This is a genomic window from Natronorubrum sp. A-ect3 (genome assembly GCF_041821125.1).
Classification (GTDB): Archaea; Halobacteriota; Halobacteria; order Halobacteriales; family Natrialbaceae; genus Natronorubrum; species Natronorubrum bangense.
This window is the reverse complement of sequence record NZ_JBGUBB010000002.1, coordinates 653,604-672,676: the sequence shown is the minus strand read 5'-3', so window position 1 is coordinate 672,676 and position 19,073 is coordinate 653,604. Positions and strand designations below refer to the sequence as shown.

Below are 19,073 nucleotides of genomic sequence, written 5' to 3'. Positions count from 1 at the left end.
TGGATCATTGCTGTGGATCGGTTGGAAGCGGTTCGTCGTGTACGCAGGCGGCCAGAAGTGCCACCCGGTCAACGAGTGCATCGAGTTGCACGTGTTCGTACGTCTGATGGGCACCGTCGCCGACGGCACCGAACCCGTCGATTGTGGGGGCGTGCTGACTGGCGTCGTTTCCGTCGCTTGCACCACCCGAGCGCGTCCCCTCGAGCGAGAGGCCGAGACGCTGCCCAATCGTCTGGACACGGTCCCAAAGCAGGCGATTGCCCGGTGTCTGTTCCATCGGCGGCCGCCCAAAGCCGCCGTCGATCGTCAGCTCCGTCCCCGGCGTCGTCGCTTCAAGCGAGTGGATCTGCTCGGTGACGGCAGCTGCCGTCTCATCGGTGGGTGCGCGAACGTCGACTTCGGCTCGTGCCTCTGGTGCGACGACGTTCGACCGCAGCCCCGCTTCCACCTGACCGACGTTGACGGTGATTCCCGACTCGATATCGGTGAGCTCGTGGAGTTGATGGATGACGGTGCCGAGTTCCTCCGTCGCACTGGCTCCTTCTTCTGGCTCGAGGCCGGCGTGGGCGGCTTTTCCCTCGATCGTGACCGTGAAATGCCCGACTGCTTTCCGTGCGATCTTGATTTTTCCCTCCGGGCCGCTTGCTGGCTCGAGTACGAACACCCGGTTCGCTTGTTTGGCGAGGTCGATGATTCGGGGCTTGGATTCGGGACTCCCGATCTCTTCGTCGCTGGAGACGAGGATATGAACCGGCAGTGACGGCTCGAGTGAGGCCGCGTCGAGGGCACGAAGCGCGAACACGGCCTGTGTCAGTCCGCCTTTCATATCGAGCGAGCCCGGTCCCTCGAGGATGCCATCCCGTCTCTCGGGCGGGTTCTCGTCGACGGTTCCGAGCGGCCAGACAGTGTCTGCGTGTCCGATCACGAGCTGGATCTCGTCTGCGTCATCGCGACCGGCTGACCACGCCTCAAGCCGTCCGCCGGTTTCCTCGCCTGGAACGCGCTCCGTTTCCAGGCCGAGTTCGTGGAAGTCGTCCGCCAGTCGATCGAAGAAGTTGTCGAACGTTTCGGGGTTCTCGGTGGGCGTCTCCAGTTCGACCAACTCGAGGAGATACTCGGCAATGTCCGCTCGATGAGCGGAGACCCACTCCTGAATCCGGCGTTCAGCGGCGGATTCCGCTTCGGAGGGCGTCATCGCTCGAACCCCTCTGGGAACGGAAACGCCTGGGTTTCGCTCACCTTGGCGAACCGGTCGGGATAGAGATGTGCCAACACTGGGGCCTGCTCGAGTAGTGTCTCCGGCTCGATGTCGTCGCTGCGGTAGGCATCGGTGTGAACGTGTTTTTCGACGACGGTGCCGGCGACGAGGCCGGCTCCATCGAACCCATCGACGATGCGCTCGAGTTCACACTCCAGTACACCGTAGGCCCCAGCTACGGCGGGCGCATCGACGACGTCTGCGTCGACCGTTTCGACGTCCGTGAGCGAGGGTTTCTCCCCCTCGGTATCCCGGGGCGCCGCGGCCAGGCTGGCATCGAGTATGCTCTCGGGCCGGGGGTAGCTGACGGTGAACGCCTCCGTCCGCTCGACGTTTCGATACGTCCCGTGATCGGGCGTACAGACGAACCCGAAATAGTCCGACCACCCCAGCGGGGTTGCCATATGTTTTGGCGCCAGGTTTTCCGAACCGTCTTCTTCACGTGTGCCGACGATCACCAACGGAGCGGCTGTATACAGCGTCTCGAAGAACGGCTGATCCGGCTGCAGCGTGATGAGGTCGGGATCATTGGAGAGGGTCATGGAGCTGTCCGTGTGTGATATAGACGCTCACGAACCATACTGGTTTTGTAAGCTCACATAACTATCGGCAGCCGAGAAGATTCGACGCGTGGCCGCTCGAGTCGGATGCATCCGTCGCCCTCCTGTTTCGCTCGAGACCCCGCCTACCAACACCGATTTGCACAGCTACTTCAGTCGGAACGGGTTCTCGTCGTCGCTGTCGTCATCATCCGCTGCCGTCTCGCTCTCGTAGGGTTTTCGCGCCGTGATCGTTACTGTCGCCTCGGGGGTGTCCTCGTCGGCCCACGGGCTGTCGTAAGCCGAAATCTCGAGGTCGGTGACGTCCCAGCCCTCGTCCTCGATGAGTTCTACGAGGCGACGCTGGTCTGCGAGCATATCCTCGTCCATACACCCCTCGTTCGAGTGTCCACCGGGTAGTTCTTCCGCCGCTGCTCGAGTGTGACTCGCTGAAACAGAACAGATCGGCAAGAAGCCCCATTCACGAAACCAAAACCAGTTACGAAATCACGAACAGCCCGGGATGTTTAAGCGGATCCGTCTGCTATCTGGTGGCATGCTCGCCGACGAATTTGGACGCGAGGTAACCGGGGTTCGGGTTTCACTTACCGACCGGTGTAACTTCGATTGCGTCTACTGTCACAATGAGGGGTTAGGGGACACACGCGGCCCGATGGATCCACAGGACGACGAGATGTCGACCGACGACGTCGTTCGGTTTCTCGAGGTCGCCGCGGAGTTCGACGTCGACGCGGTCAAGTTCACCGGCGGTGAGCCGATGCTTCGCGATGACTTAACGGAGATCATCGAGCGAACCCCCGATCAGATGGAGGTCTCGCTGACCACGAACGGGACGTTCCTCCCGGGACGTGCCGAAGCGCTCGTGGATGCGGGCTTAGAGCGAGTCAACGTCTCGCAAGACGCCCTCGATCCGACGGATTTTGCCGAAATCACGAAAAGCGGCGCGTACGAGAAAGTCATCGAGGGCGTCGAGGCGGCGCTCGAGGCGGGACTGGATCCGGTCAAACTCAACATGGTTGTTTTCGAACACACGGCCGGGTACGTCCCACAGATGGTTGACCACGTCGCCGAAAACGAGGGGCTCCAACTCCAGTTGATCGAGTACATGCCTGAACTAACTGGCAAGCCGGAGTGGAACGTCGATATCGAACGAGTGCACGGCTGGCTGGCCGAGCAGGCTGACGAGATCGAACACCGCGAGATGCACGACCGGAAACGGTACTGGGTCAGCAACGACGGCGACGGGCGGGGGATGGTCGAAATCGTTGACCCTGTCGAGAACCCGACGTTCTGTGCGAACTGCCATCGCGTCCGCGTGACTCACGAGGGATACCTGAAAGGCTGTCTCAACCGCAACGATGATCTCAAATCGATGGGTGAGATGTCCAAACCCGAAATCCGTGAGGCGTTCCGCGAGGTCGTTGCCAATCGAGTTCCCTACTACGGTGAGTACATGATTCAGAACGCCGACGGCGAGTGGGAACTCAACGACAAGTACATCGGAGAGTACGCCGGAATCTGATCCGACACATTGGGTAGATTCCGGACCTCGGATCGTCTGTCCGCCCCGCGAATGTGAGGGGATGACGTTGTGGCCACCTTTCGTTGCGCTTAAGTACCCGTCGGCGGTAGGTTGGGGTGCAATACGTGTAGGGGAGTAGTCCCCGAGTCCGTGAGGGCGATGATAAAGACACGGTGTTGTGGTAGCCAAGCGGCCCAAGGCGCATGGTTGCTAACCATGTGGCGTCAAGCCTCCGGGGTTCGAATCCCCGCCACAACGTCGGTTACACCTTGGCTGGCATTTCCGTCAGCCGAATTTGCAACGCGCGCAGACAGACAGAGATACACGACACATGAGCGAGGAAGAACCTCAAGAACAACAAGACGACGAAGACCTTCAGTACTTCGTCCGCATCGGTCAGACCGACCTTGATGGGACGAAGTCTGTCGAGCGCTCGCTCTCGGAGATGAACGGGATCGGTCGACGAACCGCCCGACTCATTGCCGACGAAGCGGACGTTGACCGGACAGCGACGTTCGGTCGTCTCGACGACGACGTCATCGAAAACGTCGTCGACATCGTAGAGAACTATGCTGGGAACGTTCCTGACTGGCTCAACAACCGCCAGTCGGACTTTTATTCCGGGGAGACAACCCACGAGATCGGTAACGATCTCCAACTCACCCGCCAGCACGACATCAACCGGATGAAGATGATCGACTCCTACAAGGGAACGCGCCACAAGCGCGGCCAGAAGGTTCGCGGTCAGCGAACCAAGTCCACCGGTCGTACGGAGGGCACCATCGGAGTCAACGTCGAAGAGATCCGCGAAGAGCAGGCAGAAGAAGCTGCTGCCGAGGAGGATGACGAATAATGCCACTCGGAACAGACACTAAAAAGTACGAGACGCCGAATCACCCATATCAGGGTGAACGGATCGCCTCCGAGCACTCCCTGCTCGACCGCTACGGGCTGTCGAACAAAGAAGAGCTCTGGCGAGCACAGTCCGAGCTTCGCTCCTACCGGCGCGAGGCTCGAGAACTGCTCGGCCAGGCCCAGGACGACGAAGCCGTCATCCGCCGCTCCGAGGAGTTCCTCGGACGACTCAAGCGCGTTGGTGTGCTTGACGAGACCGACGAACTCGGCGATGTGCTGAGCCTCGAGATCGAAGACGTTCTCGAGCGCCGTCTCCAGACGGTTGCCTACCGCAAAGGGCTGGCCAACACGCCACAGCAGGCCCGACAGTTCATTCTTCACGGGCACATCGTGGTCGGCGAACAGCGCCACTGCATCCCATCGTACGTCGTCGACGTCGATGAGGAGGATCTCGTCGCATTCGACGAGAACAGCTCACTCGCAGACGAACTCCACCCAGAACGAGCGGAGGGCCAATAACATGAGTCAGGACGACGAGAAATGGGGCGTAGCCCACGTACACGCATCGTTCAACAACACCGTCATGACCGTGACCGACCTCACGGGCGCGGAGACGATCGCAAAGTCCTCCGGTGGGACGGCGGTCAAACAGAACCGCGACGAGGCGTCGCCGTACGCGGCCATGCAGATGGCCGAGTCGATCGCCGAAGAGGTCAAAGCGGCTGGCATCACGGGCCTGCACGTTCGCGTCCGTGGCCCCGGTGGCAACCTCCAGAAGTCTCCCGGGCCAGGCGCACAGGCAACGATCCGCGCACTCGCCCGCTCGGGCATCGAAATCGGGCGCATCGAGGACGTCACGCCGATCCCACACGACGGATCGCGCGCACCGAAAGGCAAGGGCGGCTACTAGATCCATGACTGAAGACTACGACGTCGAGTTCGTCGAACACGAGGACCGGTACGCACGGTTCCTCGTTCGCGGTGTCACACCCGCGTTTGCCAACGGGCTTCGTCGCGCGATGCTCGCGGACGTTCCCACGTTGGCCATCGATACCGTCCGGTTCATCGAGAACTCGTCGGTCATGTTCGACGAGCAACTCGCACTCCGACTCGGGCTCGTCCCACTGACGACCCCACCTGAAGCCGAGTTCGCCGAGGACGACACCGTCACGCTCTCGATCGACGTCGAAGGACCAGCCACCGCCTACTCGGGCGATCTCGTCTCGAGCGACGATCTCGTGCAACCCGCAGACGAGAACATTCCGATCATCGACCTCAAGGACAACCAGCGCCTCGAGGCCGAGGCTGACGCCGTCTTCAACCGCGGCAAAAACCACGCGAAACATCAGGGCGCTGTCTCTGCAGGCTACCGACACCTTCAGCGTGTGACGGTCGTCGACGACCTGCCAGAGTTCGAAGAGCAGGAGTCCCGAATTATTCGTGGCGTCATCGAAGCAGACGGCGAACTGATCCAGACCAGCGAGTTCGATAACGATCTGTCGAACCGCTATCCTGGAAAGCAAGTCGAAGTCGAGGACGTACCGAACGCGTTCGTCTTCAACATCGAGACGGACGGCTCGTTCCCGGTCGATGAACTGGTTACACGAGCTGCAGACTCGATTGCGGCGCGTGCAACCGACCTCGAAGACGCAGTACAGCTGTAGACAATGAACCAACGCCCCCAATCCCGACACCGCGAGTCCGCGTTCACCGGCGCCGTGAGCGACGAGACCGGTACGCGCTCGCGACCTGGAATCGAAAGGGGTTTTACGGGGCAACGGATAGAAAGAAGTGCAAGCAGGGATAGCCAAGTCAGGCCAACGGCGCAGCGTTCAGGGCGCTGTCTCGTAGGAGTCCGCAGGTTCAAATCCTGCTCCCTGCATCCACTTCTCTCTCGTCGAACACACGGTGGCTGTTCGATCACGACTGACCGAACAGCGACCCGACTCGTTCGACACACAACCGATTCCACGATCGGTGAGACGCTTCCTCGTCTCTCCGATACGACCGACTTTGGAGGAAATCAATGAGTAGCAAGACTAATCCGAGGCTCAACGATCTTATCGCCGAGCTCAAGTCGACGTCCCGCGAGACGGACGCCGATGTCTGGCGAGACGTTGCGGACCGACTCGAGAAGCCCCGGCGCACCCACGCAGAGGTGAACCTTGGCCGTATCGAGCGATACGCACGCGAAGAAGAGACTGTCGTCGTTCCCGGTAAAGTGCTGGGCTCCGGCGCATTACAGAAAAACGTCACCGTCGCGGCTGTCGATTTCTCGTCGTCTGCAGAGACGAAAATCGACGCCGTCGGTGACACAGTACCGCTCGAGCAAGTGCTCGAAGAGAACCCACAGGGATCCAACGTGCGGGTGATTCGATGAGTATCGCAGAGTTCGACGCGGACGTCGTCGTCGACGCCCGTGACTGTATCCTTGGTCGCGTCGCCAGCGAAGTGTCCCAGCTCGCCCTCGACGGCGAGCGCGTCGCCATCGTCAACGCCGAAGACGCCGTGATCACCGGCGACAAAGAGGACATCTTCGACACCTACCGCACGCGCGTCCAGCTTGGCTCCGACAGCGGGCCATACTACCCACGCCGACCGGACACGCTCTTCAAGCGCTCGGTCCGTGGGATGGTGCCCTACAAGAAGCCGCGTGGCCGTGAGGCGTTCTCGAACGTCCGCGTCTACCTGGGCAACCCATACGAAGACGACGATGACCGCGAGGCCGAGATCCTCGAGGGAACGTCGCTGGACCGACTTTCGAACATCCGCTTCGTCCACCTGGGCGAAGTCTCCGAACAACTCGGTGCTAACGTCACATGGTAACGAACACGAGTGGAAAGAAAAAGACCGCCGTCGCTCGAGCGACCGTTCGCGAGGGTGAGGGTCGCGTTCGAATCAACTCCAAGCCAGTCGAACTGGTCGAACCGGAAATGTCCCGCCTCAAGATGCTCGAACCGTTCCGCATCGCCGGTGAGGACCTCCGCGGCGACATGGACATCGACGTTCGTGTCGAAGGTGGCGGTATCAGCGGCCAGGCAGACGCCGTCCGCACGGCCATCGCCCGCGGAATCGTTCAGCACTCGAACGACGCCGAACTCCGTGATGCGTTCATGGAGTTCGACCGCTCGCTGCTGGTCAACGACGTTCGCCAGTCCGAACCGAAGAAGTGGGGCGGCCCGGGCGCTCGGGCTCGCTACCAGAAGTCCTACCGCTAAGGTGATTCAATCATGATGGTACCGGTCCGGTGTTTCAGCTGTGGGACTGTCGTCGGCGAACACTGGGAGGAGTTCGACGAGCGCGCACAAGAGGGCGACGAGGACCCAGAAGAAGTCCTCGACGAACTCGGTGTCGACCGCTACTGCTGTCGGCGCATGCTCGTCAGTCACACCGACCTCGTCGACGTCGTCTCTCCATACCAGTAACATGCAACAGGAACGTTACAACCGCTACGAGAAAGCCCGCATCCTCGGTGCACGAGCACTGCAGATCTCTTACGGCGCGCCGGTGTTGATCGAGACGGATCAGTCCGAACCGATCCTCGTCGCCGCTGAGGAGTACGACGCTGGCGTGTTACCCTTTACCGTCAAACGAGGGAAGCAATGACACTGATCACAGACATTCGACTCCGACGCATCCTCGATTCGCGTGGCAACCCCACCGTCGAGGCAGATGTCGTTACCGAAAGCGGTGGCTTCGGCCGTGCTGCAGCACCAAGCGGTGCCAGCACGGGCGAGTATGAAGCCGTCGAGCGACCACCATCCGAGGCGATCGCCGCGGCTCGAGAACATGCCGTGGGGCGACTCGTCGGCGACGCCTACGCAGGCAACCAGCGAGAAGTCGACTCGATTCTCCACGCGGCAGATGGAACCGATGACTTCTCCGAGATCGGTGCCAACAGCGCCGTCGCCATCTCGATGGCCGCTGCAAAAGCCGGTGCCGACGTGCTCGGCGCACCGCTGTTCCAGCACTTAGGCGGTGCGTTCCGTGGCGAGAACTTCCCAGTGCCACTGGGCAACGTCGTCGGTGGTGGCGAACACGCAGCCGACGCAACCGACATTCAGGAGTTTTTGGTCGCACCCGTCGGCGCTCCAAGCGTCGAAGACGCCGTCTTCGCCAACGCAGCCGTCCACAGCACCGTCGCTGACCTCCTCGAGGAACGCGACGTCCCGTGTGGAAAGGGTGACGAAGGCGCGTGGGCGCCCTCGATCGACGACAGCGAGGCGTTTGAGATCGTCGACGAAGCGGTTTCGATGGTCGAAGACGACGTCGGCTTCAACATTGGCTTCGGACTCGACGTCGCAGCCGCTGAGATGTACGACGACGACTCCGAAACCTACGAGTACGAGTCCGAAGGCGTCAGCCGCGACACCGACGAGCAGATCGCCTACATCGCGGATCTGGTTCGCGAGTACGATCTCGTCTACGTCGAGGACCCGCTCGACGAGAACGATTACGACGCGTTTGCCGAGCTCACCGACGAGGTCGGCGACCAGACGCTGATCTGTGGTGACGATCTGTTCGTCACGAACACCGAGCGTCTCGTTGACGGGATCGAACGCGGTGCGGCAAACAGCATCCTGATTAAACCGAACCAGATCGGGACGCTGACCGATGCCTTCGACGCGATCGAACTCGCGACACAGAACGGCTACGACTCCGTGATCTCCCACCGGTCGGGCGAGACCGAGGACACGACGATTGCACACCTCGCCGTCGCAACCGACGCACCCTTCATCAAGACGGGTGCCGTCGGTGGCGAGCGAACCGCCAAGCTCAACGAGCTCATCAGAATCGCAGACGACGCGACATGACAGAAAACGACGCAACCCAGGAAGGGCTCGACGCAGCCGAAGACGAGATCGACGAGGAGCCAGCCGAAGGGCCTGGCCCCGCCGCCGATCCCGAGGACGACGTCGAGCCAGTTGACGAACAGCCCGCCGACGCCGACGCCACCGAGGCCGACGCCGATGCAGAACCAGCCGACGAAGACGCCGGTCCAACCCTCGATGACGACGTAATGGCCGACGAGGAGGCCGACCTCCTCATCCCCGTCGAGGACTATCTCGGCGCCGGTGTCCACATCGGGACCCAGCAGAAGACCGACGACATGGAGCGGTTTATCCACCGTGTCCGAACCGACGGGCTCTACGTCCTTGACGTCGGCAAGACCGACGGCCGTATCCGTACGGCCGCGGACTTCCTTTCGAACTACGACCCAGAGCAGATCCTGGTCACCTCGAGCCGACAGTACGGTCGCTTCCCAGCAGAGAAGTTCGCCGAAGCCGTGGGCGCTCGTGCCCGCACCGGCCGCTTCATCCCCGGAACGCTGACCAACCCCAAATACGACGGCTACATCGAACCCGACGTACTCGTCGTCACGGACCCGATCGGCGACGCCCAGGCCGTCAAAGAGGCCATCACGGTCGGGATTCCCGTTATCGCAATGTGTGACTCGAACAACCAGGTCAGCAACGTCGATCTGGTCGTCCCGACGAACAACAAGGGTCGCAAGGCCCTTTCGGTCGTCTACTGGCTGCTCGCCAACGAAGTCCTCGACCGCCGCGGTGCCGAGCCATCGTACTCGCTCGAGGACTTCGAGAGCATGGTCTAACCCGTTTTAACGCTGTTCGTTTTTCTCGATCTGCGCGGTTCCGGATGCGTAACAACTGAAACGCAGTAGCGACGGTAGCGATGGCAAAGGAGTTACGTACACACCGGGACAACGACGACTATGATCGATTCACTGTTCAAATTCGAAGAGGAGAAGATGCCGCTCCCGGTAATCGCCGCGACGGCGGCACTCATCGCGATCTTCGCGGTCGGGATTCCGTATCGCATTCTCGTCGGCCTCTTCTGAGCCGACCCCTTCGCAACCAGCGTAACAACTGAACCGATGGACACACGAATCGCACAGCCACCGTGCGATGCGGTGTGCAGTGATTTGCAATGGCTACGACAGTTCCTCCTCGAGAAAGTCGGAGGACGGCTTCTGTGATCGAACACGAAACCAACTGACTGAGACGAAGTTCAACAGTCACGCCTGCGTACATTTAAATATGAAAACGGAGCCAACCGGGGCATGGACTGGGAGGCCCCTCTCGATGCATGGTACGTGTTTCTGGCAGTCTCTCTCGTCAGTGTGGCGGTCGCGGGTGTCGTACTCAGCCTGCCATCGGGACCGCCACCGGATGCCAACCAAGCGGCAAATACGATCGAACCAGTCGCGGGTAGCACCACCGAAACCAGCGCCACGTGGACGTACGATGCCGAGACGATCGCCATCGACGGAACAACGGTCGAGATGGAAAACGAGCACGGCACTACCCATGCCAGCATGGCGTACGGCGTCGTGGTTCCACTCAACGATTCTGAACGGCTGGAAAACATAACCCGCGGAGCGGCGTTCGAAGACGAGTACGAAGACGAACTGGCTGACGGAGACACACACGCAGTCGAAACGTTCCTTTCGGAGGTCCGATCCCAATACGAAGCAAACAGCGGCACACCGCTGACCGCAAGCGGTGAGCTCGTCGCTCGGCAACTCAGCGTCGACCCAGAACGTGATCGTCTCGCCCCGCTCGTCGAAACCGTTAGCCTCGAGACAACTGTCTCGGAGCTGTCAGTCGGCGGCATCGGATACACGGGTATCGGGACCGTTCAGGCATCGTATGACGGCATCGCTGGGAACAGTGTCGAACTCTCTATCGATGGGACGTACGTCGGTCCAGACAACACATCCATCAGCGACGCCGATACCGACCGCGTCTTTTCCGACGGCGAGGGTAAACTCGAGGAAGACATCGAGTCATCACACCTCAGTCGGCCGGCTGCAGCTCCCGTCGACGTGACGATATCGTTCGACGACGGTGAGACGTGCGAGCGAACGGTCGGATTCAGTTCTGAGCCGACGTGTACGAACCTGATACCACGATCCGTAGGGTTCGATGATGATGAGCCGTTTGTCGAATACAAGGAGGCAACCGAGAGCTATCATGTCACGCTGGTCGTCGTCTAGAGCACAGATGGAACCGATCGCAGCCCTCTTCGCCGTGATGGCGCTCATCACCGCCGTTGGACTGTACACCGTGTATCTCGGCGGTGTGCTCCCGGGGATGAGCGATCGCACTACAGAAGAGACGACGATCGATCGCATCTGGGACGACCTCGAAGACGACGAGCGGGGTGTCTTTCCTGCCTACGAGTACGACGCTGCCATGGACCGGAACATGCGTGAAGCCATTGACCAGGCGTCACTCCCGAACGGAAAGAACAGCTACGTTGCAGTGAGAGCCTACGAGGATGGTGAGCCGACCGTCTTTGCGTCGGCACACTTCGATTCCGATGGCGACAACCTCCGAGACAGACAGCTGTCATCGACACACCCTGATTACGGCCCACCCGACGCAGCCGGAGCGCCCGATGAGACGGGGGTCGCTACCCGTTCGATTTCAGTCGAAGTCACGGAAGCCGACATCCGTGGTGGAACGCTTCACGTGGAGGTCTGGTGATCGTGGCCCGATTCGACGCCGAACGGGGTGTCAGCACCGTGGCCGACGTCGCTCTGGCGTTGCTCCTCATCACTGCAAGTGTGATGATCGTCGGCTACACCCTTGCCAACACATCGACCAGTTCGACAGGATCGGACGCAACTCCAGCAGGTCATCCCCATGGCGATGTCGACAGTCTGTCAGCGACCCAGACCACAGCGGTCCTCGGTACATCAACAGTCTCCATTACGTACAGCCTCGAGGCTGTCACGGACGAAGACGCGTTCTCCGAACCAGTTATCACAAACGAGCAGACGTACACACGAACCGACCACGGCCCGCCGCTCGGGCTCTTGGCCGACGCCGCGGTGTCGAACCATCAACTCAATGGCGAGCCCGTACTGGCGTACGGCGAGGAGTACGAGGCAGCCATTGACTGGGCGATTCGACACACCCTGCTCGGTGCCGAACGGAATTTCTACATCGTCGCTACGTGGGAGCCGTATGCGAATGCCAGTCTCAACGGAACCGCGACGGCCGGCGAACGGCCACCCGCCACCGCAGACGTCTCCAGTACAACAACAACCGTCTCGAGTGGCTTTTCGGAAATCGACGAGGACGAACTCGAATCGAACTGGCTGGCAGCAGACGACTGGTGGGACGACTGGATCGACGACGTGGCCGACGTTCACCCAGCGGTCGACGATTCGTCGGACGTTCCGAGACTGAAAGGGGCAGACAACAAGTCATACGCAGCAGCCGGGACTGTAATCGGCGACGAAATCGTCGACGGGCTCTTTCCGCCCGAATCGGCCCAGTACGCACTCGAGGATCAGGGACTCGAGCGAGCGCTCACAGTCTACCACTACAAATCGATGGCCGACACCATCGGGGACTTCTCGTTCCGGAGTGCGGAGACACACCGACCACTGGCTCGGTCCGAAGCCCGGGCCGAAGAAGCGAATCGAAAACTCCTCGTCGGACAGGAAGGCGGCTACGACGTGACCGACGCAGACGCACTCGCCGCCTGGATCGCGGCGGACATCCCTCGAGCGTTTGCCGAGGAGTTCGAAACGATCGACGAACGCTACGACGGGACCGAGCGCGATGAACGGAAAGTCGAGACCGTCGTCGATGCACTGGCAACCGAAGACGTGACCATCACCATCCAGACCTGGGACGAATGAGACGCACCCGACCACACACGATTTCGATCGCAGACGACGACAGAGCACGGATTCCGTTCGCAATTATCGGCGTCTTGCTCCTCGTGAGTTCCATCATGATCGCTGCGACACTTCAGACGAGAAGCGAACCGGAGATCGACCGCAGTACGGAAGTAGCGGTCGACCGCGGTGAAGCGTACGCGATCAGTGAACTCCGTCACGCAACCGTCCGTGCAACCGACACCGTCGTTCAGTCGCCAGTGACCACCGTCGATGCCGATATGGATGGCGTTCTCGACGACGACTCCGCGTTCGAAGACCAGACGCGACTGACCATTCTTGCCGAAGCCACCGCAGCACTCGACGGTCGTGAACAGACCGTCGGACAGGGTCGGACCGTCGAAGTGTCGCTGCCCGACGTCGACGACTGGAGCAACGACGACGACCTCGAGTCGGCACTCGAGTCCGTCACACTCGAAGAAGACGACGGAGTCATGGACGTGACGATCGACGACATCGAGTTCACTGTCAGGGACGCGGATGGCAACCTCGAGACGACGGTGTCGCGCGACATCACCGTGTCGGTGGGGACGACGATGATGGAACTCCACGAGCGTGTCGAGGAGTACGAGACGCACCTGAACAAGGGCATGCTCGAGAGCATCGATGATCGCAAGGGGTACGGCTACGACCTCACAAAGCGGTTGTGGCCGCTCGTCTGGGGGAAAGCCTACTACGATCGGTTGATGAGTGATCCAGGTGATCGTGCCTTCGAGAACGTCACGCCGAACGACCACACAGAGGTCATGGCCAACGACGCGCGGCTGACGGCCCAACAAGAGGTCTTTGGAACGCAAGATGACTATGGCAATCGCGTGATGGCGGGTCCGTTACTGTGTCTGTCGTACGATCTATCCGATAGCGCACTCGATCTCGGTGAGACGTACGATTTCGACGCCCTCGCCGACGATCTCCACCCCGACGAGAACGTCAGTTCCGTCGATGATCTCTGTGCAGCAGGGGCCGTCTCCCCGGACGGTGAACTACCGGATATGCCGACCGTCGAAGAGATTGTGGCAGGAATGCTCGAGAACGTCGACAAGAACGGCACGATTCAGGGCCATCCATTCGCCGATATGGCAATGTACGAGATGGAAGCCGGACTTGGACAGGGCGACCTCGAGGACGAGATGCGAGCGGGGCTCAACGAGACAGAACGGTTCAATGAGGCGTATCTCGAGGATTATTATGGACACAGTGGTAGGTCAGATAATATTGATGATGCGGACAACAGTCCAAATGCATTAGAAAATATTGGTGATATACAAAACAGCCTTGATAACCTTAGAGAGACTGCTGTTCAAGAGATCGATAATACTGATTCCGTCATCGACGACGTCTATACTGTGAATGGAAAGGTCGGAACCGTTAGAAGTTCTCCATCGATGAATGGTCTCGGGCATCCGCTCCCTCCTTTACCAGAGGAATACGATGCCGGCAATCATACAGAAGTCGACCGCGTGTACGTTACGACCGACACTGCTGTAGATGGGAGTCTCGAGAAGGTTACTGACGACGGCAGTGATTCGAGTCTCGAGCGATCGCTCGTCTCGGTCAATGTCGAAGTCGAGATGAAATACGAGACCTATCGTGCGTGGAATAATACGACAACCAACTCTTCAGTCGACGTCTGGGAACACGACCAGCGGTACACAGATTTCACAGCCTCGTTCGAACTCGATGGTGAGTTCGCTCCCGGTCTAGATATCGATCCAAACAGTGTTGATAACGTGCTTGATCAGGGCGGCTCACCAGATCCATACCTCGGAGAGCCAACCAACTGGGAAGACGCGGCTGACGAAGTAACAAGGGCGTTCTTCGGTAAAGACTTCAGTTCTGACGCGGAGTTTGAGCGATGGCTGAATGGGAGAGTGGGTGATATTGAGTCGACAAACGACTTCAGGGACGCGCTCAACTACGACAGCAACTTCGAGGAGGACATTCAACTTTCACCGCGCAACGAAGGAATGCTTCACACCCACATCGTTTGGGACGATCTCCTTGAGATCCACAACGAGACGGTAACCGAGATTGACCCAGTTGAAGCGGAAGTCATGGAGATGCTGACTGCCGATGAGAGCCCGATACGGGAGATGAACGAGAGTATCGCGGAAACGGAAACAAAGCACGTGAGTGACCGTGATAACTTCAAAAACGCTCCAGATCTCGCCAGAATGGAAGCTCGACAGGTGTACTTCGATAATATGTACAAGTACGTCGACGAGTTCGCCAGTGAACACGAGAGGGTAACGACTGGTGGCGGGAATCTCATCGATAGTCTTCTCGGCGGCTTCTTAGATTCCGTCAACGAGATTATCAACGGTCCAATGGACCTGCTCGACGAAATGCTTGGTTCAGGTGAAGAACTGCTTCAGGACGACGGGGAAGCCGAAATAGATACACCGGACGTGCTGAACGATGTTCACGTTACTGTTGACGGTTCGCCGACGTATCACTCATCACAGGTAGCCGTCAACCAGACCGAAGTTCCAGCAGTCCGGGCAGCGGGCGATGGCCCGCTCGAGATCGATGACGAGATGGATTTCGCACCGATGGGTTCTAGGTACGAAAACGAGGTCGGGCTACCGGGCTTCCCATTGATTCCGTGGCCACCGCTGTTCTACCTGCAAGTCGATGCATGGGAGATCGAACTCGAGGGCGAATATGCTCGCTTTGAGGTAGAAGCGACCAGTGACGATCCGTCGAAGGTTGGCTCGACGACATATGTCCGCGAGGATAAAGACGTCACACTCGAGACGCCCGATGGCACCGACCTCAAACTAGGTTCGACTGATCCGATTAGTTACGAGAATGGCCAGTCGATTCTTGTCGTGGTGCCCGCACCGCAGTTCTTACCGCAAGGTGCACCAGGAGTAGGTGATAATCAACACGCTGGGGGTGCACCCGATAAAAAGTGTTCACCTCTCTGGGAGGCAACGGGCCCGGATTTTAGAGACGAAGACCCCGAACCAGAGAAGGAGGAATGCACGTAGTGTCAATTTTTTATGTCATTTGGTTAATTTATCTGCGGTCAAAATATGATATATACGTATTAAATCCTGTATTGATTCAAACGTTTTCAATTACACGTAGAGTTTCATCGTTTGATGAGACATAAATCGATCCATCATAAACTACTGGTGGTGCAATAAAACCAATATCGCTCTCATTTGGAATTTCATATTTCCAATCAAGCTTACCCGATCGTGCATCGTACGCCCAAATGCCAAATCTAGATGCTGCATAACATGTATTATCTGCTACTATAACATCTACAGGAGTCCCAGTTAGACTCTTTTGCTCCCATTCTATCTCACCACTCTCGGCATCAACAGCGATTATGTGATTTGGTTCGCTGAGGTAGACAAGATTGTCCATAATAGATGGACTCGCTTCAACTCTAGTGTCAGTATCAACTCTCCAAATTTCTTCTCCAGACTCAATGTCAATTGCATGTAGATTCTGATCTCGACTCGCCAAATAAACTGCTCCGTCACCAATCGCTGGATTGCTATCTATCATGCTTCCCTTATTTTCTGGTTCAAACGTCCAATCGATTTCAGACGTTTCAACGTTCAGCGCATGGAGTTCTGACCCGCGGACAGTGTACAGCGTATCATCAAGGAATGCTGGCCAATCGTTGGACCCGCCAATATAGGGTGGTATTTCGATAACCTGTGTATACTCGCCAGTGTTTGGATTAATCCGCCAGACTTCTTCAGACGTGGTAACAAAAATCCCATTTTGAGTTGGCAATGGACGCCCAAGCCCTCCTACAGATTCAAGTTTTTCCGACTCCCAACGGTTTCCGGTCTTAGTGTCGTAGCCGTGAACACGCATATCTGTTGTTGGACCGTAGACCATTCCATCAAATACAATTGGATAACCTGTCCGTTCTGTCTCCCAGAGCCGTTCTTCCGTTTCGAGATTTAGTGCATATATTTTGCCTGCAGTAGTGTGGCCGTATGCGATTCCATCAACAATACAAACAGGATCAAAACTAATCCCATTCAAATCCAGCAACGGCCGTTCTGTAACTTCATTACCATCCGGACCTCTTGCATCCGGGTGATGTCCCGTGTTCTGCAGATCAACACCATACATCGGCCAGTCACTGCTCGAGGATTCGTCACCGTCGCTGTCTCCATGCCCGTCTTCTCTACCCTCACTTTCATCGCTTCCAGAACAGCCAGCAATCACTGTTGTCCCTGCAACAGTTGCACACGTTTCGAGCCACCGTCGGCGTGACAGCTGAGTAACCATTATCGTTTCGTTCAAAGTGGCCAAATAAATAACCATTGGTGTCTGAATTTTTGTCGGGAATAGAACTCTACGAATGCGTGTCACTGCTCACTCGAGAAGATAGTTATTAACCGTCCTCGTGCGAACGGCTGGATATGGCAGTCTCGAGCGCTCCCGGCAAGGTGTACTTATTTGGGGAGCACGCAGTAGTCTACGGCGAGCCCGCTGTTCCGTGTGCCATCGAGGTACGAGCACGGGTCGGTGTGGAACGACGGACGGATAGCAAACTGCGCATTCATGCCGAAGACCTCAGTCTAGATGGGTTTACGGTGGAGTACGGCGGGACGGCAGACGGGCCGCCCGACGTGGACGTCTCGGAGTCGCTGCTGACCGCAGCGATGGGGTACGTCGACGGTGCGATCGAACAAGTGCGGGACGTGACGGGCGAGAAAGACGTCGGTTTCGACGTGACAATCGAGAGTGATATCCCGCTTGGTGCAGGGCTTGGCTCGTCTGCGGCGGTCGCGGTCGCCGCAATCGACGCCGGGACTCGCGAGCTCGGGACGACACTCGAGGTTGACGAACTCGCTGAGCGAGCCTACCAGACCGAGTACGAGGTACAGGGCGGACAGGCGTCTCGGGCCGATACGTTCTGTTCGGCCACTGGTGGTGCTGTTCGAGTTGAGGGGGATAGCTGTCGGTCGCTTGAGGCTCCCGATCTGCCCCTCGTTATCGGTTTCGACGGCGGTGCCGGAGATACCGGGGAACTCGTGGCTGGCGTACGGAGTCTCCGCGAGGAGTATGAGTTTGCGGCGGACACGGTCGATGCGATCGGCGATATCGTCAGAAACGGTGAGAAAGCACTCGCTGCGGGCGATCTCGAGGAACTCGGCCGGCTAATGAATTTCAATCACGGACTGCTCTCGGCGCTCGGAGTCTCCTCTCGCTCGCTCGATTCGATGGTCTGGGCGGCTCGCGACGCCGGTGCAGCGGGCGCGAAGCTAACAGGTGCCGGCGGCGGCGGCTGTATCGTCGCGCTTGATCCGACCGACGAGACCGAGACTGCGCTATCGTACACGCCAGGCTGTGCGGACGCGTTCCGTGCTGAGCTTTCTGAAACGGGGGTCGAACGGCTCGAATGATCGTTCTGAAACTTGGCGGGAGCGTCATTACGGACAAAGAGCGACCTGAAACGCTCGACGGCGATGCACTCGAGCAGGCCGCCGACGCCATTGAGAACGCGCTGGCGGCTAACGACGATGACCTCGTGATCGTTCACGGCGGCGGCAGTTTCGGCCACCACAACGCCAGCGAACACGGCGTGAGCACGACTGACGGAACACACGACGCTGCGGCGGTTCTCGAGATTCACGGCGCGATGAAGACGTTAAATCAGTTCGTCCTCAGCCGACTGCTCGAGCGCGGCGTGCAGGCGGTGCCGGTTCATCCGTTCTCGACCGCTCACCGCGACGATGATGGCACCCTCGAGTTGCCGGCTGCCCAGATCGAGACGATGCTGTCGGAGGGGTTCGTCCCCGTGCTCCACGGCGACGTGATCGCTCACGCTGGCGCAGGCGCGACCATTGTCAGCGGCGACGAGCTGGTTGCTGAACTGGCTCGTGATCTCGCCGCAGATCGAATCGGACTCTGTTCGACAGTCCCCGGGGTGTTGAATGCGGATGATGCGGTTATCGATCGGATTTCGGCTTATGAGGACGTCGCATCGGTGCTTGGAGCCAGTGATACGACTGACGTCACCGGCGGGATGGCAGCGAAGGTCCAGGCATTGCTTGCACTCGACGCCGAAGCGTCGATCTTCGGGCTCGAGGGGCTAGCGTCGTTTCTCGAGGGAGCGAACCCGGGGACGACGATCGAGTAGTTTTCCGAACGACTGAACCGATTTTCTCGCCCAGCGCACAG

Annotated in this window: 23 protein-coding genes and 2 tRNA genes; 21 read left to right on the top strand and 4 right to left on the bottom strand. The window is 59.0% G+C overall.

From position 1 onward, the window contains the following. Positions 1-4: 4 nt before the first annotated feature. The 3 genes from ACERJA_RS10015 to ACERJA_RS10005 form a co-directional block, all read right to left on the bottom strand. Complete coding sequence (locus ACERJA_RS10015) at positions 5-1,195, bottom strand: M20 family metallopeptidase (RefSeq protein ID WP_373608041.1); 1,191 nt, start codon at positions 1,193-1,195, stop codon at positions 5-7. Then, positions 1,192-1,800 carry a flavin reductase family protein gene (locus ACERJA_RS10010; RefSeq protein WP_373608039.1) on the bottom strand — a complete coding sequence of 203 codons (609 nt, stop codon included), beginning with the start codon at positions 1,798-1,800 and terminating at the stop codon, positions 1,192-1,194. The genes ACERJA_RS10015 and ACERJA_RS10010 overlap by 4 nt, the downstream gene beginning before the upstream one ends. Before the next feature lie 165 nt (positions 1,801-1,965). Then, on the bottom strand, positions 1,966-2,187 hold the full coding sequence (locus tag ACERJA_RS10005; protein ID WP_006064328.1) for a hypothetical protein: 222 nt from the start codon (positions 2,185-2,187) through the stop codon (positions 1,966-1,968). Positions 2,188-2,353: 166 nt separating this feature from the next. On the opposite strand from ACERJA_RS10005, the gene moaA reads away from it, so the two are divergent. From moaA to ACERJA_RS09910, 19 genes are all read left to right on the top strand, one after another. Continuing rightward, positions 2,354-3,340, top strand: coding sequence for a GTP 3',8-cyclase MoaA (moaA, locus tag ACERJA_RS10000; protein ID WP_373608038.1), 987 nt, complete (start codon positions 2,354-2,356; stop codon positions 3,338-3,340). 175 nt (positions 3,341-3,515) lie between these two features. Continuing rightward, positions 3,516-3,598: transfer RNA gene (locus tag ACERJA_RS09995), tRNA-Ser, on the top strand. 73 nt (positions 3,599-3,671) lie between these two features. Beyond that, positions 3,672-4,193, top strand: a complete 522-nt coding sequence (locus tag ACERJA_RS09990) for a 30S ribosomal protein S13 (RefSeq protein WP_006064326.1) — start codon at positions 3,672-3,674, stop codon at positions 4,191-4,193. Then, on the top strand, positions 4,193-4,714 hold the full coding sequence (locus ACERJA_RS09985) for a 30S ribosomal protein S4 (RefSeq protein ID WP_006064325.1): 522 nt from the start codon (positions 4,193-4,195) through the stop codon (positions 4,712-4,714). The genes ACERJA_RS09990 and ACERJA_RS09985 overlap by 1 nt, the downstream gene beginning before the upstream one ends. Before the next feature lies 1 nt (position 4,715). After that, the gene (locus tag ACERJA_RS09980; RefSeq protein WP_006064324.1) at positions 4,716-5,105 is read left to right on the top strand and encodes a 30S ribosomal protein S11; all 390 of its coding nucleotides are present in this window, start codon (positions 4,716-4,718) and stop codon (positions 5,103-5,105) included. A 4-nt stretch (positions 5,106-5,109) separates the two neighbouring features. Then, on the top strand, positions 5,110-5,859 hold the full coding sequence (locus ACERJA_RS09975) for a DNA-directed RNA polymerase subunit D (RefSeq protein WP_006064323.1): 750 nt from the start codon (positions 5,110-5,112) through the stop codon (positions 5,857-5,859). A gap of 133 nt (positions 5,860-5,992) precedes the next feature. After that, positions 5,993-6,077: transfer RNA gene (locus ACERJA_RS09970), tRNA-Leu, on the top strand. A 144-nt stretch (positions 6,078-6,221) separates the two neighbouring features. After that, a complete protein-coding gene (locus ACERJA_RS09965; protein WP_006064322.1) occupies positions 6,222-6,575 on the top strand; it encodes a 50S ribosomal protein L18e in 354 nt (117 codons plus the stop codon). Beyond that, positions 6,572-7,021, top strand: coding sequence for a 50S ribosomal protein L13 (locus tag ACERJA_RS09960; protein ID WP_373608037.1), 450 nt, complete (start codon positions 6,572-6,574; stop codon positions 7,019-7,021). The genes ACERJA_RS09965 and ACERJA_RS09960 overlap by 4 nt, the downstream gene beginning before the upstream one ends. Continuing rightward, entirely contained in the window at positions 7,015-7,413 is a 399-nt protein-coding gene (locus ACERJA_RS09955) for a 30S ribosomal protein S9 (protein ID WP_373608036.1), read from the top strand. The genes ACERJA_RS09960 and ACERJA_RS09955 overlap by 7 nt, the downstream gene beginning before the upstream one ends. Before the next feature lie 12 nt (positions 7,414-7,425). Then, complete coding sequence (locus ACERJA_RS09950; protein WP_008159500.1) at positions 7,426-7,620, top strand: DNA-directed RNA polymerase subunit N; 195 nt, start codon at positions 7,426-7,428, stop codon at positions 7,618-7,620. Position 7,621: 1 nt separating this feature from the next. Then, entirely contained in the window at positions 7,622-7,801 is a 180-nt protein-coding gene (locus ACERJA_RS09945; RefSeq protein WP_006064318.1) for a DNA-directed RNA polymerase subunit K, read from the top strand. Then, a complete protein-coding gene (gene eno / locus ACERJA_RS09940) occupies positions 7,798-9,009 on the top strand; it encodes a phosphopyruvate hydratase (protein WP_373608035.1) in 1,212 nt (403 codons plus the stop codon). Before ACERJA_RS09945 ends, eno begins: the two co-directional genes overlap by 4 nt. Next, entirely contained in the window at positions 9,006-9,809 is an 804-nt protein-coding gene (rpsB, locus tag ACERJA_RS09935; RefSeq protein ID WP_006064316.1) for a 30S ribosomal protein S2, read from the top strand. Before eno ends, rpsB begins: the two co-directional genes overlap by 4 nt. Positions 9,810-9,929: 120 nt before the next feature. Then, positions 9,930-10,055 (top strand): hypothetical protein, encoded by a 126-nt coding sequence (locus tag ACERJA_RS09930; protein WP_006064315.1) that lies wholly within the window; start codon positions 9,930-9,932, stop codon positions 10,053-10,055. Positions 10,056-10,277: 222 nt separating this feature from the next. Further along, complete coding sequence (locus tag ACERJA_RS09925) at positions 10,278-11,213, top strand: hypothetical protein (protein ID WP_373608034.1); 936 nt, start codon at positions 10,278-10,280, stop codon at positions 11,211-11,213. Positions 11,214-11,220: 7 nt separating this feature from the next. Further along, on the top strand, positions 11,221-11,706 hold the full coding sequence (locus ACERJA_RS09920) for a hypothetical protein (RefSeq protein WP_373608033.1): 486 nt from the start codon (positions 11,221-11,223) through the stop codon (positions 11,704-11,706). A 2-nt stretch (positions 11,707-11,708) separates the two neighbouring features. Next, on the top strand, positions 11,709-12,872 hold the full coding sequence (locus ACERJA_RS09915; protein WP_373608032.1) for a hypothetical protein: 1,164 nt from the start codon (positions 11,709-11,711) through the stop codon (positions 12,870-12,872). Beyond that, the gene (locus ACERJA_RS09910) at positions 12,869-15,904 is read left to right on the top strand and encodes a hypothetical protein (RefSeq protein WP_373608031.1); all 3,036 of its coding nucleotides are present in this window, start codon (positions 12,869-12,871) and stop codon (positions 15,902-15,904) included. Before ACERJA_RS09915 ends, ACERJA_RS09910 begins: the two co-directional genes overlap by 4 nt. A 76-nt stretch (positions 15,905-15,980) precedes the next feature. On the opposite strand, the gene ACERJA_RS09905 is transcribed toward ACERJA_RS09910, so the two are convergent. Continuing rightward, entirely contained in the window at positions 15,981-17,111 is a 1,131-nt protein-coding gene (locus ACERJA_RS09905) for a PQQ-binding-like beta-propeller repeat protein (protein WP_373608030.1), read from the bottom strand. 197 nt (positions 17,112-17,308) lie between these two features. Between ACERJA_RS09905 and mvk the strand changes: the two genes are divergently transcribed. After that, entirely contained in the window at positions 17,309-18,295 is a 987-nt protein-coding gene (gene mvk / locus ACERJA_RS09900; RefSeq protein ID WP_373608029.1) for a mevalonate kinase, read from the top strand. Continuing rightward, the gene (locus ACERJA_RS09895) at positions 18,292-19,032 is read left to right on the top strand and encodes an isopentenyl phosphate kinase (RefSeq protein WP_373608027.1); all 741 of its coding nucleotides are present in this window, start codon (positions 18,292-18,294) and stop codon (positions 19,030-19,032) included. Before mvk ends, ACERJA_RS09895 begins: the two co-directional genes overlap by 4 nt. The last annotated feature ends 41 nt before the right edge of the window (positions 19,033-19,073 follow it).

Coding starts and splice junctions, on each gene's coding strand:
- ACERJA_RS10015 (WP_373608041.1), bottom strand. CDS start 1,195: ATGACGCCCTCCGAAGCGGAATCCGCCGCTGAACGCCGGATTCAGGAG.
- ACERJA_RS10010 (WP_373608039.1), bottom strand. CDS start 1,800: ATGACCCTCTCCAATGATCCCGACCTCATCACGCTGCAGCCGGATCAG.
- ACERJA_RS10005 (WP_006064328.1), bottom strand. CDS start 2,187: ATGGACGAGGATATGCTCGCAGACCAGCGTCGCCTCGTAGAACTCATC.
- moaA (WP_373608038.1), top strand. CDS start 2,354: ATGCTCGCCGACGAATTTGGACGCGAGGTAACCGGGGTTCGGGTTTCA.
- ACERJA_RS09990 (WP_006064326.1), top strand. CDS start 3,672: ATGAGCGAGGAAGAACCTCAAGAACAACAAGACGACGAAGACCTTCAG.
- ACERJA_RS09985 (WP_006064325.1), top strand. CDS start 4,193: ATGCCACTCGGAACAGACACTAAAAAGTACGAGACGCCGAATCACCCA.
- ACERJA_RS09980 (WP_006064324.1), top strand. CDS start 4,716: ATGAGTCAGGACGACGAGAAATGGGGCGTAGCCCACGTACACGCATCG.
- ACERJA_RS09975 (WP_006064323.1), top strand. CDS start 5,110: ATGACTGAAGACTACGACGTCGAGTTCGTCGAACACGAGGACCGGTAC.
- ACERJA_RS09965 (WP_006064322.1), top strand. CDS start 6,222: ATGAGTAGCAAGACTAATCCGAGGCTCAACGATCTTATCGCCGAGCTC.
- ACERJA_RS09960 (WP_373608037.1), top strand. CDS start 6,572: ATGAGTATCGCAGAGTTCGACGCGGACGTCGTCGTCGACGCCCGTGAC.
- ACERJA_RS09955 (WP_373608036.1), top strand. CDS start 7,015: ATGGTAACGAACACGAGTGGAAAGAAAAAGACCGCCGTCGCTCGAGCG.
- ACERJA_RS09950 (WP_008159500.1), top strand. CDS start 7,426: ATGATGGTACCGGTCCGGTGTTTCAGCTGTGGGACTGTCGTCGGCGAA.
- ACERJA_RS09945 (WP_006064318.1), top strand. CDS start 7,622: ATGCAACAGGAACGTTACAACCGCTACGAGAAAGCCCGCATCCTCGGT.
- eno (WP_373608035.1), top strand. CDS start 7,798: ATGACACTGATCACAGACATTCGACTCCGACGCATCCTCGATTCGCGT.
- rpsB (WP_006064316.1), top strand. CDS start 9,006: ATGACAGAAAACGACGCAACCCAGGAAGGGCTCGACGCAGCCGAAGAC.
- ACERJA_RS09930 (WP_006064315.1), top strand. CDS start 9,930: ATGATCGATTCACTGTTCAAATTCGAAGAGGAGAAGATGCCGCTCCCG.
- ACERJA_RS09925 (WP_373608034.1), top strand. CDS start 10,278: ATGGACTGGGAGGCCCCTCTCGATGCATGGTACGTGTTTCTGGCAGTC.
- ACERJA_RS09920 (WP_373608033.1), top strand. CDS start 11,221: ATGGAACCGATCGCAGCCCTCTTCGCCGTGATGGCGCTCATCACCGCC.
- ACERJA_RS09910 (WP_373608031.1), top strand. CDS start 12,869: ATGAGACGCACCCGACCACACACGATTTCGATCGCAGACGACGACAGA.
- mvk (WP_373608029.1), top strand. CDS start 17,309: ATGGCAGTCTCGAGCGCTCCCGGCAAGGTGTACTTATTTGGGGAGCAC.
- ACERJA_RS09895 (WP_373608027.1), top strand. CDS start 18,292: ATGATCGTTCTGAAACTTGGCGGGAGCGTCATTACGGACAAAGAGCGA.